Here is a 14,653-nt window from a genome sequence, read left to right on the forward strand (position 1 = left end):
GGCTATTCTTTCCGTGCCTTGTGATCTGGGCCGTGGCTGACCCATTCAGCCGCAGCAGGTTCAAACCCCTTGGGCTTGACCAGCGAGGGGATCTCGGTCGTGTTCAGCGCAAAGTCTTGGTGGCGACGGTGGGTCGAGGGGACGGCGGCGATCAGGCGCTGCGTATAGCTGTGCTGCGGGTGCGACAGCACGGCGGCGGCATCACCAAATTCCACCATCTGGCCCGCGAACATCACAGCGACACGGTGCGCGATGCGCTCGATCACGGCCATATCGTGCGACACGAACAGGTAGGCGAGGCCGAATTCCTGTTGCAGGTCGATCAGCAGCTCCAGCACCTTCGCCTGCACCGAGACGTCCAGCGCGGACACGGCCTCGTCCAGCACCAGCACCTTGGGGTTCAGCATCAGCGCGCGGGCAATACAGATGCGCTGGCGCTGCCCGCCCGAAAACTGGTGCGGGTAGCGGGTCAGGCTGTCCTCGGGCAGGCCGACGCGGGCGATCAGCATTGTCATGCGGGCATTATCGTCCGCCGTCAGGCGCTTGTTTTTGGCGATGACAGGCTCGGCCAGAATCTCGGCAATCGTCAGGCGTGGGTTGAGCGAGGCGTTGGGGTTCTGAAACACCATCTGCACCGCGCCATCGGCATTGCCCTGCACATCCCCGCGCACGGGGGTGACAAGGTTCAAAATCGCGCGGGCAGTGGTGGATTTGCCCGAGCCGCTTTCGCCGACGATCCCCAGCGTTTCGCCGCGTCGCAGTGTGAAAGCCACGCTTTCCACCGCATGCACCGCGCCGGGGCTTGGCCGCAAAAAACCGCCCGCCACCGGAAAGCGCACGGTCAGATCCGTCACATCCAGCAGCACGGGCGCAGTCGCATCCAGATCGCGGCGCACCGCATCACCGTTTTCGAAATGCGGCACGGCGCGCAGCAGGTGCTGGGTGTAAGGGTGCTGCGGCGCATCCAGAATTAGGTCGAGCGGGCCGAATTCAACCGCTTGCCCGTTCTGCATCACCATCACCTTGTCGGCGATGGCAGCCACAAGACCGATGTCATGGGTGATGAAAATCATCCCCATGCCGCTTTCACGGCCCAGTTCTGCCAGCAGCGCCATGACTTGGGCCTGCGTGGTCACGTCCAGCGCGGTGGTGGGTTCATCGGCAATCAGCAGGCGCGGGTTGCAGGCCAGCGTCATGGCAATCATCACGCGCTGCAGCATGCCACCCGACAGTTGGTGCGGGAAGTTCTTTAGCCGGCGGGCGGCATCGGGAATGCGGACACGCTCTAACGCTTGCTGCGCGGCCTGCATGGCGGCGGCGCCGCTTAGCCCGTGGTGCAGGCGGAAGGCCTCGGCGACTTGCTCGCCGATGGTCAGCACGGGGTTCAGCGAAGTCATCGGCTCTTGAAAAATCACGCCGATTTCTGCGCCGCGGATGGTTTCCATCGTGTCTTCGGTGGCGGCGGCAATGTCCAACCGGCTGCCATCGCGGCGCTGGAAGTCGATCTTGCCCGACAGGATATGCCCGCCCGCAAAGTCGATCAGCCGGTTCACCGCACTGCAGGTCACCGATTTACCCGAGCCGGATTCGCCGACGATGGCCAGAACCTCGCCCGCGGCCAGATCAAAGCTGACGCCTTTGACGACCTCGGTGATGGTTTTCTTGCCAAAGCCGATGCGCAGGTCTTGAACGGAAAGAAGGGTCGTCATGCCGAACGCTCCTGACTGCGGGGGTCAAGGATGTCGCGCAGCGCATCGCCCAGCAGGTTGAAGCCCAGAATGATCAGCATAATCGTCAGGGCAGGGAAAATCATAATCCACGGGGCCATTTCCATCATGTTCCGGCTGTCGGATAGCATCAGGCCCAAGCTGGGGGCCGGGGGCTGCACGCCAAGGCCAAGGAACGACAGGCCAGCCTCGGTCAGGAACGACCATGCCAGTGCCAGCGTGACCTGCACCGTCAGGGGCGCGACAAGATTCAGCATCAGGTGGCGCGTCAGGATGTATCGGCGCGATGATCCAAAGGTGCGCGCCGCATCGACGAAATCGCGCGATTTGATTGACAGGGCGGGACCGCGCACGACGCGGGTGAAAATGGGGGTGTAAACCAGCGCGATGGCTAGAATGGATGTCCACATGCCCGCGCCCAGCACGGTGATGATCAGCATCGCCAGCAGGATCGAGGGGAACGCCAGCAGCACATCCATGCCGCGCATGATGCTGCCATCAGACCAGCCGCCGAACCACGCCGCCAGCAAACCCAGCAGCGTGCCAATGGTGGCGGCAATCGCGACCGAGAGGAACGCCACGATAAAGCTTTGCCCCACCGCCAGCATCAACCGGCTGAGGACGTCGCGCCCGAACAGGTCGGTACCCATCCAGTAGGTGCCGTTGGGGGCTTTCATCCGGTCGATGCGGAATTGCTGCAGCGGGTCGTGCGGGGTCAGCCCGAACAGGCCCAACAGCGCGACAATCAGGAAAAACAGCACGATCAGCCCGCCAATGCGGCCGCTGGGGTGCGCCAAAAGACGTTTGAACATTAGCGCGTCTCCAACCGGATGCGGGGATCAAGCGCGACGTAAAGCAGGTCGACCAGCAAGTTTACCACCAAGAAATTCAGTGCGATGAACAAGATAGACCCTTGCACCATCGCATAGTCACGTTGGCCAATGGCCTCCAGCACCACGCGGCCAAGGCCGGGCAGGGCGAAGATCTGCTCGACAATCACAGCGCCGCCCAGCAGGTAGCCAAATTCCACCCCGCTGAGGGTGACGACAGGGATCAGCGCGTTGCGCAGCGCGTGCTTCCAAATCACGCTGCCCCGCTTGACGCCCTTGGCGCGGGCGGTGCGGACATAATCCTCGTTCAGCACATCCAGCATGGATGAGCGCGAGATCCGCGCGACCGACGCCGCGAACGAGAACCCGAGGATCAGCGCGGGCAGGCCCAGCTGTGTCAGGTTGCCGATCGGATCCTCCCGGAGGCCGATGTAGCGGCCCATCGTGGGGGAAATGCCGAACAGGGCCGACAGAATGTAAAGGACAACCAAGCCGATCACGAAGTTCGGGGTCGATTGGCCGATCATGGCGACCATGCGCACGATCAGATCGGACAGTTTGTCTTGGCGCGTGGCGGCATAGATGCCCGCTGGCATGCCGATGATCAGCGCGATGGCCAGCGACAGCACCGCCAGTTCCAGCGTAAGCGGAAATCGCTGGGCGATCACCTCTAGCACAGGTTTGCCATAGGTGATGGACAGGCCGAAATCGCCCTGTAGCACCCCCCAGATCCAGCGTCCGTATTGCACCAACCAGTTCTGGTCGATGCCGAAATATTGCGCCAAAGCGGCGCGTTGGTCGGGTGTCAGAAGCCCCGATTCAGTCCCCAGCATGGCCGTGATCGAATCGCCCGGGATCAGGCGGATTGCGACAAAGACCAAGATTGAGACCCCCAGCATGATCAGGGGAAAGGTGATCAGCCGGCGCAGAAAATACGTCATCGGGGCTTCCGTTAGTCGTTAGTTGATCGTTACGTTGGCCAACGAGAACAACGAGCCTTGCGGCGTGGGCACAAAGCCCGTCACGTTGTCACGCAGCGCTGAATAGGCATAGGCGGTGTAGAGCCAGACCCAAGGCGAGGTTTCGGCCAGATGGGCTTCGAACGCTGCGAAAATCTCGCGGCGCTTGGCCAGATCGGATTCGGCGCGGCCTTCCAGCATCAGCTCGTCCAGCGTGTCGTCGATGTAACCGGCGACGTGCTGCAGGTTGCCTGCCTTGGTCCAATAGCGGTTGTACATGGTGAACGGGTCGGGTTGGCCGCCGTTCAGCGCAACAGCCATATCGAAGTCACCCTTCAGCCACGTGTCGACATAGACGCTCAGTTCCATCATCTTGATGTCCAGCTTGATGCCGATTTCGGCCAGCTGGGCTTGGATGACTTGGGCCTCGGATGCGGCGGTAGGCGGCTCGCCGGTGGCGACGACGACGGTGGCCTCGAAACCGTTCTGGAAGCCGGCCTCGGCCATCAGCTCGCGCGCTTTGTCCAGATCTTGCTGGTAGCAGAACAGGTTCGCCGGATCGGTCGCGTAGGCGGGCATGGTCAGCGGGCCAGTCACGGTGCCTTCGCCGATCATGGCGGTGTCCAGCACGTCTTGGCGGTCGATGGCGCAGGAAATGGCCTGACGCACCGCCAGATTGTCGAACGGCGCGTGCGAGGCGTTCAGCTGCAGCACGTGGTAGGCCAGCTGCGGCGTGCGGTTCAGCGTGACGCCCGACACCGAGGGAACCAGCGTTGCGATCAGCGGGTCGTTCAGCAGCGCGAAATCGGTCTGGCCCGAACGCAGCGAGGCGAGGATCGCCGATTCATCGGGCAGAACCGAAATCTCGATCCCGTCATAGGCGACATCGCCGCCCGCCCAGAATTCGTTCACGCCCAAGCTGGCGCGGCTGTTCGGTTCCCAGCTGGTCAGGGTGAAGGGGCCCGAGCCGACAACGGTGGTGCCAAGGCTGCCGTCAGCAATCGCCGCTGCCGGCACGATCGAGGCGTTGGCCGAGCTAAGGGCCGTCAGCAGCGGCACATCGGCTAGCGATAGGTTGAAGACGACCGTGGTGTCATCGGGGGTGTCGATCGTTTCGATCGAGGCGAAGTTTGCGCGCGCGGCGGCACCAGTGGCCTCGTCCAGAATACGCTCGAACGTGGCTTTCACGTCGGCGGAGGTCACGCTGGTGCCATCCGAGAATTTGGCATTCGGGTTCAGCTTGAACGTCAGCGTTTTGGAATCATCGCTGAATTCCCAGCTTTCGGCCACGGCCCCGACAATGTTCAGGTCTGCGTCAAGGCGCACCAGCGGCTCGTACACCAGTTCCATCAAACGTAGCGACGGGAAGGCGGTTTGCTTGTGCGGGTCGATGCCGGTGGCATCTTGGGCCCAAGCAAAACGCAGTGTTTCGGCGCTGACGGGCGCTGCGATGGCGCCAAAGGCTGCTAGCGCAAGGCCAGAAATCCAGCTTGCTTTTTTGAATGTCATTTTCGGGGTCCCCTCCACAGGACTGAATGGTTCGGCTTGGGCCCATTAAATAGATTCGGCATGGGAATCGGGGCCCGTTTGCGTGCCGAACGCCACAATGACACAGCCAAAAGGCGCCGTCACGCGGTCAGTTGGCCCAGTTGCGTTTGCGCGTGGTGCGGCCGATGCCGGGGTTCATGGTGTTCGTCGGGTCAAGTGACCGGTAGAAATCCGCCAGCGCAGGCTTGGCCTGATACAGGTGCCCGACGTTGTGTTCGGACGGGAATTCGACACCGTTTTTGGCCAGATGCGCGATGATGTCGGCCTCGACCTCGTGCCAGTGGAAGCCCTTTTTGATGGCATAGTCATAGTGGAAGACCATGCACAGGAAGTGCCCGGCGGCCATGGTCATCTCGACCTTGGCGGGCACGTCTGCGGGCAGATCCTCGCGCCAGTCCTGCACGTTGCGGGGTAGAGCCATATCCAGCGAGACAAGGTTGTCCAACCGCTTGTGGTGCACGGCGCGATAGCGCACGGAGGAGCCTGCAACCGCATAGCGGTGGCGGAACGCGTCGGCGGCCTCGGCCTCGGTGCATTCAAAGAAGTCGCCGGTCGCGCTGGGGAAGTGGGCGCCAAGCCATGCGCGCGCTTCGGCCACGCCGTCGCCATCCATGCGCAGCAGCACATGGTGTTCGTACTTTTCGGCAAAGGCGTTCATGCGTTTGGGCAGGTGGTTCGGCCAAATGCGCATCAGCCCGTTCAGCACGACATCCGACAGCGTATCGCCCAGCCCGATCCGCTTGGTGAAGGCGTCAAAGCGCGACTTCATGCGGTAGGCCAGCTGCATTTTTTCGGTTCCGGCATATTTCAGGAACAGGAAGATGTCTTTCCCGTATTTCGTCGCCAGATCATAGGCATCGCGGCGGATGTATTCGCCCGCGACAGGCGGCGTTGCAAATTCGGTCAGCGCGGCGCGGCGCAGCGCCCCGAGTTCGGCAAAATCGTTCGACGCCACATAGAACACGGTGCTCGGCCCGCCCGAGGGGAAGGTGTCGATCCGCACGGCGAACACGCACAGCTTGCCTGCGCTGCCCGCAGCTTCAAACAACAGGCGCGGGTCGTTGTTGTAGCGCGCGGGCGTGGGCGCGTCGACGTCGCGCACCAGTTGTTGGTAGTCGGGGTCTGATGCGCGCTTGCCCGCATCATGGATTACGTCGGCGGCGGTGTAATCGCCTGCATCCAGCCGCGACAGGATCGTTTCGGCATCATCGCCCAGATTGATGCCAAGGTGGTTGACCAATTCGGCGCGCCCGTCGGCGGTGACGCGCGCGAACAGCGATAGCTGCGTATAGGCTGGCCCGCGCCGGATCAGTGCTCCGCCCGAGTTGTTGCACACGCCGCCGACGACGGTCGCGCCGATGGTGGTCGATCCGATGACCGAATGCGGGGCGCGGCCCAGCGGCTTGATGGTGTTTTCCAGCTGATGCAGCGTCGCGCCCGGTTGGCAGAGCACCTGATTGCCACCGTCCAGCAGGTCGATGCGGTTCAGGCGCATCCCGCTGATGACCACAACCTCGCGGTCGTATTGGTCGTCAAAGGGGGTCGATCCGCCGTTCAGGCCGGTGTTGGCCGCCTGCATGATGATGATACGCCCCGATTCGACACATAGCTTGAAGGCACGCCATTGCTCGAGCAGCGAACCCGGGCGGACGACCGCGACGGCAGGGCCAGCGCCAAAACGGTAGCCGTGCGTGAAGGGGGCCATCATGTCGGGGGCCGTCAGCACATGGGCGGCCCCGACAACCTCGGTCAGGCGGGCGATCAAATCTGCGGCGGAAAGTTCGGTCATGGGGGCGGGCCTGTGCAGTAACGTTTTACCGTGTCTGGCTAGGCCAGCGCCGCGCAGCCTTCAAGGGGGAAAGGCGTTTTACAGCTGCTTGCCGGTGCAGCTTAGAACCACTGGCCGGGTTCCATCAGGCCGAAATCGAGCAGTTGCTGCGAATTCCACGTGAACGGAACAGAGTTGTGCCACATGAACGATTTGATGTCGAACTTCGACCCGGGGTTGCGTCGCAGCGCCTTGGCCGTGCGGAACGACGCGATCACCGCCGTCGGGCTATGGTGCCACGGGCAGGCGTAGGTGTTGTATTCGGCCATGTTCAGGCGGTGGTCGGGCAACAGCTCCAGCCCGCGCACGTTGCGGAATACGCTGACACGGTCGATCCGGCGGTAGCGGGGCAGGACGTATTCCTCGAACCGCCAGCGCAGGCCGCCAAAGAAGTCGAGTTGGCGTTCTTCGTAGTTGTTTTCTTTGTCTTTTCGCCCCAACGCATAATAGCCGGTGCGATCCAGATAGGCGTCCGACAGGCTGACGCCGCTGTCGTTGCGCTGGATGTCGCTGGGGTAGAGGTCGATGACATAGGTCAGCACGCTGTCGCGGCGTTCTTCGGCGCAAAATGTCGTAAGCTCGCCCAGCGAGCGGTATTCGCTGAAGGCGTGAAACAGATATTCGCCGCTGTAGCAGTAATAGAACCAGACCTTTTCGGGCGCGGCGGCCAGCAGGCGGTTCACCGCGCGCGGCAGCCCGTTTTCGGCAAAGACGTCGTATTCGATATAATGGACCAGATCCGCCAATTCGGGCGCGATGCTGAACGACGGGTGCCCCAGCACAATCAAAACACGCAGACCGCGCGCAAGGTGATGGCTGATCGTGCTTTCAACCTCGATCGTATCGTCTGCATAGATGATGCCGATCGGTCCTTTGGCCAGCAGTGTACTGGCATTGGCTAGAAAGTGGTCGATGCTGGGGTAGCGCATCCTGAGTCCTTGAAACGGTTTTCCGAGAAAAAAGGTCGCGGAGAAAGGGTTGCGAAAAACAAGTTGCAAAACTGTATGTGCAACTGATCGCGCAAAGGCGGTGGCATTGCAAGTGTGGCGGGCGCGCATTATGGCAACCTTCAACATTGCGAGCCTGATACGAGCGCGGGAAGGTCACTTCATGGACAACCAAGCCGAAAAAGCGACTAAAAAACTGTTCATCAAAACCTACGGGTGCCAGATGAACGTATACGATAGCGAACGCATGGCCGAAACGCTGGGCGCGCAGGGGTATGTCACCACCGATAACGCCGACGAGGCGGACATGGTGCTGCTGAATACCTGCCACATCCGCGAGAAAGCGGCCGAGAAGGTTTATTCCGACCTAGGCCGGTTGAAGCCGCTGAAGGATGCGAACCCGAACCTGAAGATCGGCGTCGCTGGCTGCGTCGCGCAGGCCGAGGGCGAAGAGATCATGCGCCGCATGCCGCTGGTCGATCTGGTTGTCGGCCCGCAAAGCTACCACAACCTTCCCGCAATGGAAGCGCGCGTCCGGTCGGGCCGCCGCGCGGTTGATACCGAATTCGAGGAAGACAAGTTCGCCCACCTGAAGGCGCGCCCGCGCGCCCAGCGTGGCCCGACCGCCTTCCTGACGGTGCAAGAGGGTTGCGACAAGTTCTGCGCTTTCTGCGTGGTGCCCTATACTCGTGGGTCAGAAGTGTCGCGCCCCGCCGACAAGATCATGGCCGAGGCGCAGGGGCTGGTCGAGGCTGGCGTGCGCGAGATCACTCTGTTGGGCCAGAACGTCAATGCGTGGCACGGCCAAGGCGCCGAGGGCTTGGGCGATCTGGTGCGCCGCCTTGCGCGTATCGACGGGCTGGAGCGCATCCGCTACACCACATCGCACCCCAACGACATGGCCGATGACCTGATCGCCGCCCATGCCGAGGAAGACAAGCTGATGCCCTACCTGCACCTGCCGGTGCAGTCGGGATCGGACCGTATCCTGAAGGCGATGAACCGCAAGCACACGGCCGAGCAGTACCTGCGCCTGATCGAGCGTATCCGCGCCGCGCGCCCCGATATTTTGCTGTCGTCGGATTTCATCGTCGGCTTCCCCGGCGAGACGGATCAGGATTTTGAAGAAACCTTGGCGCTTTGTGCCGAGGTTGATTACGGCGCGGCGTTCAGCTTTAAATACTCGGCCCGTCCGGGCACGCCTGCAGCCGAAAAGCCGGAGCTTCCCCCCGAGGTGCTGGACGAGCGTCTGCAGCGCCTGCAGGCGCAGATCACCCGCCAGCAAAACGCGGCGCTGGCGCGTATGGTCGGGCGCACGATTCCGGTGCTGTTTGAAAAGAAAGGCCGCCTTGCGGGGCAGTTGATCGGCAAGTCGGGCTACCTGCACGCGGTTTACGCCGAAGTGCCTGAAACCGAGCTAGGCAAGATCCGTATGGTTGAAATCATGCAGACCAGCACCAATTCTTTGGCAGGTAAGCTGGTCGCGTGACCACGCCTTGCAACACGAGGCTTGCGCGACGGGGGAACAGGGGGCACAACAAACCTACCTGTTCATCCCGTGTCCAAGCCATAAAGGAGCACTGATTGTCCCTGACACCGCAGCCGCCCGCGCCGCATCAGCCCGACACGGGCGAGACGATCCTTGAATTTCCCGACAACTACCTGCTGATCGACCTGTGTGGTCAGCACGACCGCCATCTGGCGCTGATCGAAGACCGCCTCTCGGTGCAGATTTTGCGTCGTGGCAACCAGTTGTCGGTCGTGGGCGACGCCCCCGACCGCGAACGCGCCTGCGACGTGCTCGAGGCGCTGTACCAGCGGCTCGAGGCTGGCAAGGGGCTGGAAACTGCCGACATCGACCGCGAAATTCGCATGGGCACCGCCCCTGTGCCCGAGGTGCAGCGCGACGCAGCGCCGACCCCGACGGGCACCCCGCGCCCTGCGCCCGACGCGCCGGTTGAAATCCGCACCCGCCGCAAAACGGTCGAGCCGCGCACCGAGGCGCAGAAGACCTATGTGCGCAACCTGATGGATAACGAGCTGGCCTTCGGCATCGGCCCCGCAGGCACCGGCAAGACCTATCTGGCGGTTGCCGTGGGTGTTTCGATGTTCTTGGGCGGCCACGTTGACCGCATCATCCTGTCGCGCCCCGCCGTCGAGGCTGGCGAGCGGCTGGGCTTTTTGCCGGGCGATGCCAAGGAAAAAGTCGATCCCTATATGCAGCCGCTTTATGACGCGCTGAACGATTTTCTGCCCGGCAAGCAGGTGCAGAAGATGATGGAAGAAAAGGTGATCGAGATTGCGCCGCTGGCCTTCATGCGCGGGCGCACGCTCTCGAATGCCTTCGTGGTGCTGGACGAGGCGCAAAACGCCACATCCATGCAGATGAAGATGTTCCTGACCCGTCTGGGCGAGGGGTCGCGCATGGTCATCACGGGCGACCGCACGCAGGTCGACTTGCCGCGCGGCGTAACATCGGGTCTGGCCGAGGCCGAGCGGCTGCTGAAAGGCATCAACCGCATCAGCTTCAACTACTTCACCGCACAAGATGTGGTGCGCCACCCCTTGGTCGCCAAAATCATCTCGGCCTACGAGGCGGATGAGGAAAGGAAAGCCGCGCAATGATCGTGGATTGCTTGATCGAGGAATCGCGCTGGCAGGCGGTCGATCTGGAGGCACTGGCCGAGAAGGCCGCCGCGGCCGTTGCCGCGCGTCTTGCACTGCCGGGCGACCTCGAAGTCAGTCTGCTGGCGTGCAACGACGCGCGAATCGCCGATCTGAACGCCGATTTTCGCGGCAAGCCGACACCCACAAATGTGCTGTCGTGGCCGTCCGAAGAACGTGGCGCGCGTGTCGCCGGCGAAATACCGCTGTTGCCGGTGGCGGGGGATGCCCCCGAAATCGGTGATATCGCGATCGCGTTCGAGACCTGCGCCCGCGAGGCCGAGGAAGCAGGCAAGCCTATGGCCGACCATGTGACCCACCTTTTAGTGCATGGATGCCTGCATCTGCTGGGATTTGATCACGAACGCGAGGCCGACGCCACGTTGATGGAAGGCCTTGAGACAGAAATCCTTGGCAAAATGGGTCTGGCTGACCCATATTCGGATCACCACTAGTTTTTTGGATGGGCTTCCCATCCGCAGTCGGTTTCAGGAAGGAGACCATGTCGGACGCTAGCAATCAGCCCCCGTCGACCCAAAACGGGTTGCATGAGGAGCAAGGCGAGGCCGCCTCTCAGGAGGGGTCGAGTCGCGGCGGCTTTTTCAGCCGTATCATCGACGCCCTAAGCCCCCAGGACGCCGCCCCGAAATCCGCAGATAATTTTGTGCACGCAGGTGGACAGGTTCTGGGTATCGGCAACCTGCGCCGTCTGGAAGTCGAGGATGTTGCAACACCCAAGGCGGAAATTATCGCCCTGCCGGTGGACAGCAGCTTCGATTATGTCGTGGAGACCTTCCGCGACAGCGGGCTTAGCCGGATTCCGGTCTACGAGGGGACGCTGGATGCGCCCTTGGGGATGGTGAACCTGAAGGACTTTGCCCTCAAGTTCGGTTTCGGTGCCGACACCAAGGGGTTTGATCTACGGGGTATCTTGCGGCCCGTCCTATACGTGCCGCCGTCGATGTCGCTGGGGGCCTTGTTGCAAAAGATGCAGTCCGACCGCACGCATATGGCGCTGATTATCGATGAATACGGCGGCACCGACGGTCTTGTGACCATCGAAGACCTGATCGAGACCGTCGTGGGCGAGATCGAGGACGAGCACGACATCGAGGAACACGCCGATCTGGTTCAGGAGGGCCCGATGACGTGGGTGGCCGATGCCAGCGTGCCCCTGACCACGTTCGCCATGCGATCGGCGTTCGATCTGACCGCCGACGAGGATATCGACGGTGAAGAGGTCGAGACGCTGGGCGGTCTGGCGTTTATGCTGTCGGGTGATGTGCCCGACACCGGCGAGGTGATCGACCACCCCGCAGGCGCCAGCTTCGAAGTTCTGGATGCCGACAACCGCCGTATCAAGCGGCTGCGGATTCGCTTGCCTGAAGGCCCGCAGGACTAAAAGAATGGCGCGACCAGATTTTAAACGCGCGCTTTCCGGCGCGCTGGTGCTGGTCGCGCTGGGCGCTGTTGCGGGCTTGGGCATCGCGCCCTTTGGCTGGTGGCCGCTGACATTGGTGGCTTTCGCGCTTTTTCTGGCGCGGCCCGCCCAAGGGTTCGTGCGGTTCTGGCTGTTCGGCATTGGCTACTTCAGCCTGACACTGTGGTGGATTGTCGAGCCTTTCTTGGTCGACATCCCGCGCACCGGCATTTTGGCCCCTTTGGGCCTGTTCGCCATGTGCGGCGGTATGGCGCTGTTCTGGGGGGCTGCGGGCTGGGTGGCCGCACGGTTGCGCGCAGGCGCGCTGGGCGGCGGCGCGGCCTTGGCCCTTGCCGAGCTGGCCCGTAGCCACGTTTTAACCGGCTTCCCGTGGGCGATGCCCGGCGAGATCTGGATCGACACCCCCCTTGCACAGCTGGGCGCCTTTATCGGGCCCTTTGGCCTGACGCTGGTGACGCTGGGGCTGGCCGTCGGCCTTGCTTGGGCCGGTTTGCGCTGGCGCGCGCTGGCCGTCATCGGTGCAGGTGCTGCCGCGTGGGCCGCGATGGCAGTGGTCGCGCCGCCGCTGGCGAACCCGCAAGACGGGCCTGTCGTGCGGCTAGTGCAGCCCAATATCGCCCAATCCGACAAATGGCGCCCCGCCGTTGTCGACGGCCTCGTCGCACACATGACTGCCTTGTCGGTTGCCGAAGGGCAACCGCCAGATTTGGTGGTGTGGCCTGAATCCGCCACGCCGTGGTTGCTGGAGGATGCGACCGGCCTGTTTGCCGACATCAGCCGCCAAGCTGGCGCACCGCTGCTGGTTGGTGCAGTCAGCCTGCGCGGTGAAGATATTTTCAACAGCCTCGCCCTCGTGTCGCCCGACGCGCCCTTGCAGGTCTATGACAAGGTGCATCTGGTGCCGTTTGGCGAATATGTTCCACTGGGCGAGACGCTGGCACATATGGGCATCACCGGGTTTGCCGCGCGCGACGGGGCGGGTTTTACGCAAGGCGCTGGGCCGCAACGTCTGGATGTGCCGGGTATCGGCCCGACGCAGGCACTGATTTGTTACGAAGGCATCTTCGCCCCCGAGGTTCGCGCCGCCGTCAATGCCGCAGGCCCACGCCCGCGTTTTGTGACCATCGTGACCAATGATGCGTGGTTCGGCCGCGTCTCGGGGCCGTACCAGCACGTGGTGCAGGCGCGGATGCGCGCGATTGAATTGGGACTGCCTGTCGTGCGGGTCGGCAATAACGGCGTCTCGGCCATGATCGACGCCCGTGGCCGCATGACAGCTAGCCTGCCGCTGAACACAACGGGTGTGGTGGATGCGGTGTTGCCCCCCGCACTGCCTGCGACACTTTATGCAAAACTGGGCGATTGGCCCGCGATCATAGGGGCTTTTGTGCTTTTTGCCGCGCTGGCCCTGCGCGCAAGGCGCAAATCCGATTGACCCCGTCGCGGGGCAGGCATAGGCCTAACCCATGCATCCGTCACAACGGCTTCCTGGCGTGGCGGCGAAGAACCCAATGGAGCAGTCCCATGGCACGACAAGATTACATTTTCACCTCCGAGTCGGTCTCGGAAGGGCATCCGGACAAGGTGTGCGACCGCATTTCGGATTCGGTTCTGGACGCCTTTTTGGCCGAGGAACCCGAGGCGCGCGTGGCCTGCGAGACGTTTGCCACGACCAACCGCGTCGTGATCGGCGGCGAGGTCGGCTTGTCCGACAAGGCCCGTCTGGACACGTTCATGCACAAGGTTGACGGCATCACCCGCGAGGCGATCCGCGACATCGGCTATGAACAAGACGAATTCCACCACGCCACCGTCGAGATCACCAATCTGCTGCACCCACAGTCGGCGCATATCGCCCAAGGGGTGGATGCCAGCGACCACAAAGACGAGGGTGCGGGCGACCAAGGCATTATGTTCGGCTTTGCGACCCTAGAGACGCCCGAGCTGATGCCCGCGCCGATCCAGTATGCCCACGCGATTCTGCGCCGCTTGGCCGAGGCCCGTAAATCGGGGGCCGAGCCGCTGCTGCGCCCCGACGCCAAATCGCAACTGTCGCTGCGCTATGCCAATGGCAAGCCGGTCGAGGTTGCCTCGATCGTGCTTTCGACGCAGCATGCGCTGGAAAGCCAGACATCGGCCGACATCCGCGAGATTGTCGAACCGTATATCCGCGAAGTGCTGCCCGAGGGCTGGCTGACCGACAAGACCGAATGGTGGGTAAATCCCACCGGCACCTTCGTAATCGGCGGCCCCGATGGCGACGCGGGTTTGACCGGCCGCAAGATCATCGTGGACACCTATGGTGGGGCCGCACCGCATGGCGGGGGCGCTTTCTCGGGGAAAGACCCGACCAAGGTCGACCGGTCTGCCGCATATGCTGCGCGCTATCTGGCCAAGAACGTGGTTGCCGCCGGTCTGGCGGAACGCTGCTTGATTCAGCTGTCCTACGCCATCGGCGTGGCGAAGCCGCTGTCGATTTATGTCGACACCTATGGCACGGGCGAGGTGGATGACGCTGCGATTGAAAAGGCGCTGGGCCAAGTGATGGACCTGTCGCCGCGCGGCATTCGTCAACACCTGCAGCTGAACCGCCCCATCTATGCGCGCACCTCGGCCTATGGCCACTTTGGCCGTGCACCCGATGCGGATGGCGGTTTTAGCTGGGAACGCACCGATCTGGCCGACGCGCTGAAGCGCAGCGTCTAAGAA

The 14,653-nt window shown here is 62.7% G+C and carries 12 protein-coding genes and 1 riboswitch; of the genes, 6 read left to right on the forward strand and 6 right to left on the reverse strand.

The features are described from left to right. Window positions 1–2: 2 nt before the first annotated feature. The 6 genes from BVG79_RS02690 to BVG79_RS02715 all read right to left on the reverse strand — a co-directional run bounded on the left by BVG79_RS02690 (window position 3) and on the right by BVG79_RS02715 (window position 7,821). The gene (locus BVG79_RS02690) at window positions 3–1,709 is read right to left on the reverse strand and encodes an ABC transporter ATP-binding protein (protein WP_085785519.1); all 1,707 of its coding nucleotides are present in this window, start codon (window positions 1,707–1,709) and stop codon (window positions 3–5) included. Beyond that, a complete protein-coding gene (locus BVG79_RS02695; protein ID WP_085785520.1) occupies window positions 1,706–2,539 on the reverse strand; it encodes an ABC transporter permease in 834 nt (277 codons plus the stop codon). The genes BVG79_RS02690 and BVG79_RS02695 overlap by 4 nt, the downstream gene beginning before the upstream one ends. After that, a complete protein-coding gene (locus tag BVG79_RS02700) occupies window positions 2,539–3,498 on the reverse strand; it encodes an ABC transporter permease (RefSeq protein ID WP_085785521.1) in 960 nt (319 codons plus the stop codon). The genes BVG79_RS02695 and BVG79_RS02700 overlap by 1 nt, the downstream gene beginning before the upstream one ends. Window positions 3,499–3,516: 18 nt before the next feature. Continuing rightward, window positions 3,517–5,025, reverse strand: a complete 1,509-nt coding sequence (locus BVG79_RS02705) for an ABC transporter substrate-binding protein (protein WP_085785522.1) — start codon at window positions 5,023–5,025, stop codon at window positions 3,517–3,519. 127 nt (window positions 5,026–5,152) lie between these two features. Then, a complete protein-coding gene (gene dld, locus BVG79_RS02710; RefSeq protein ID WP_085785523.1) occupies window positions 5,153–6,853 on the reverse strand; it encodes a D-lactate dehydrogenase in 1,701 nt (566 codons plus the stop codon). 101 nt (window positions 6,854–6,954) lie between these two features. Then, window positions 6,955–7,821: a hypothetical protein gene (locus BVG79_RS02715; RefSeq protein WP_085785524.1), complete on the reverse strand. Its 867-nt coding sequence runs from the start codon at window positions 7,819–7,821 to the stop codon at window positions 6,955–6,957. 181 nt (window positions 7,822–8,002) lie between these two features. On the opposite strand from BVG79_RS02715, the gene miaB reads away from it, so the two are divergent. The 6 genes from miaB to metK all read left to right on the forward strand — a co-directional run bounded on the left by miaB (window position 8,003) and on the right by metK (window position 14,650). After that, window positions 8,003–9,328 carry a tRNA (N6-isopentenyl adenosine(37)-C2)-methylthiotransferase MiaB gene (miaB, locus tag BVG79_RS02720; RefSeq protein ID WP_085785525.1) on the forward strand — a complete coding sequence of 442 codons (1,326 nt, stop codon included), beginning with the start codon at window positions 8,003–8,005 and terminating at the stop codon, window positions 9,326–9,328. Window positions 9,329–9,423: 95 nt separating this feature from the next. After that, window positions 9,424–10,464: a PhoH family protein gene (locus BVG79_RS02725; protein ID WP_085785526.1), complete on the forward strand. Its 1,041-nt coding sequence runs from the start codon at window positions 9,424–9,426 to the stop codon at window positions 10,462–10,464. Next, the gene (gene ybeY, locus BVG79_RS02730) at window positions 10,461–10,958 is read left to right on the forward strand and encodes an rRNA maturation RNase YbeY (RefSeq protein WP_085785527.1); all 498 of its coding nucleotides are present in this window, start codon (window positions 10,461–10,463) and stop codon (window positions 10,956–10,958) included. The genes BVG79_RS02725 and ybeY overlap by 4 nt, the downstream gene beginning before the upstream one ends. Window positions 10,959–11,005: 47 nt before the next feature. After that, window positions 11,006–11,905: a CBS domain-containing protein gene (locus BVG79_RS02735; RefSeq protein ID WP_085785528.1), complete on the forward strand. Its 900-nt coding sequence runs from the start codon at window positions 11,006–11,008 to the stop codon at window positions 11,903–11,905. 4 nt (window positions 11,906–11,909) lie between these two features. Continuing rightward, window positions 11,910–13,379 carry an apolipoprotein N-acyltransferase gene (gene lnt, locus BVG79_RS02740; RefSeq protein WP_236951397.1) on the forward strand — a complete coding sequence of 490 codons (1,470 nt, stop codon included), beginning with the start codon at window positions 11,910–11,912 and terminating at the stop codon, window positions 13,377–13,379. 34 nt (window positions 13,380–13,413) lie between these two features. Further along, window positions 13,414–13,463, forward strand: a riboswitch (SAM-SAH riboswitch). Between the two features lie 5 nt (window positions 13,464–13,468). After that, a complete protein-coding gene (gene metK / locus BVG79_RS02745; RefSeq protein ID WP_085785530.1) occupies window positions 13,469–14,650 on the forward strand; it encodes a methionine adenosyltransferase in 1,182 nt (393 codons plus the stop codon). The last annotated feature ends 3 nt before the right edge of the window (window positions 14,651–14,653 follow it).

It is taken from the genome of Ketogulonicigenium robustum, assembly GCF_002117445.1.
Lineage (GTDB): Bacteria > Pseudomonadota > Alphaproteobacteria > Rhodobacterales > Rhodobacteraceae > Ketogulonicigenium > Ketogulonicigenium robustum.

Excerpts from the sequence above, each read along its gene's own strand:
- BVG79_RS02690 (WP_085785519.1), bottom strand. The coding sequence starts at position 1,709 with ATGACGACCCTTCTTTCCGTTCAAGACCTGCGCATCGGCTTTGGCAAG.
- BVG79_RS02695 (WP_085785520.1), bottom strand. The coding sequence starts at position 2,539 with ATGTTCAAACGTCTTTTGGCGCACCCCAGCGGCCGCATTGGCGGGCTG.
- BVG79_RS02700 (WP_085785521.1), bottom strand. The coding sequence starts at position 3,498 with ATGACGTATTTTCTGCGCCGGCTGATCACCTTTCCCCTGATCATGCTG.
- BVG79_RS02705 (WP_085785522.1), bottom strand. The coding sequence starts at position 5,025 with ATGACATTCAAAAAAGCAAGCTGGATTTCTGGCCTTGCGCTAGCAGCC.
- dld (WP_085785523.1), bottom strand. The coding sequence starts at position 6,853 with ATGACCGAACTTTCCGCCGCAGATTTGATCGCCCGCCTGACCGAGGTT.
- BVG79_RS02715 (WP_085785524.1), bottom strand. The coding sequence starts at position 7,821 with ATGCGCTACCCCAGCATCGACCACTTTCTAGCCAATGCCAGTACACTG.
- miaB (WP_085785525.1), top strand. The coding sequence starts at position 8,003 with ATGGACAACCAAGCCGAAAAAGCGACTAAAAAACTGTTCATCAAAACC.
- ybeY (WP_085785527.1), top strand. The coding sequence starts at position 10,461 with ATGATCGTGGATTGCTTGATCGAGGAATCGCGCTGGCAGGCGGTCGAT.
- BVG79_RS02735 (WP_085785528.1), top strand. The coding sequence starts at position 11,006 with ATGTCGGACGCTAGCAATCAGCCCCCGTCGACCCAAAACGGGTTGCAT.
- lnt (WP_236951397.1), top strand. The coding sequence starts at position 11,910 with ATGGCGCGACCAGATTTTAAACGCGCGCTTTCCGGCGCGCTGGTGCTG.
- metK (WP_085785530.1), top strand. The coding sequence starts at position 13,469 with ATGGCACGACAAGATTACATTTTCACCTCCGAGTCGGTCTCGGAAGGG.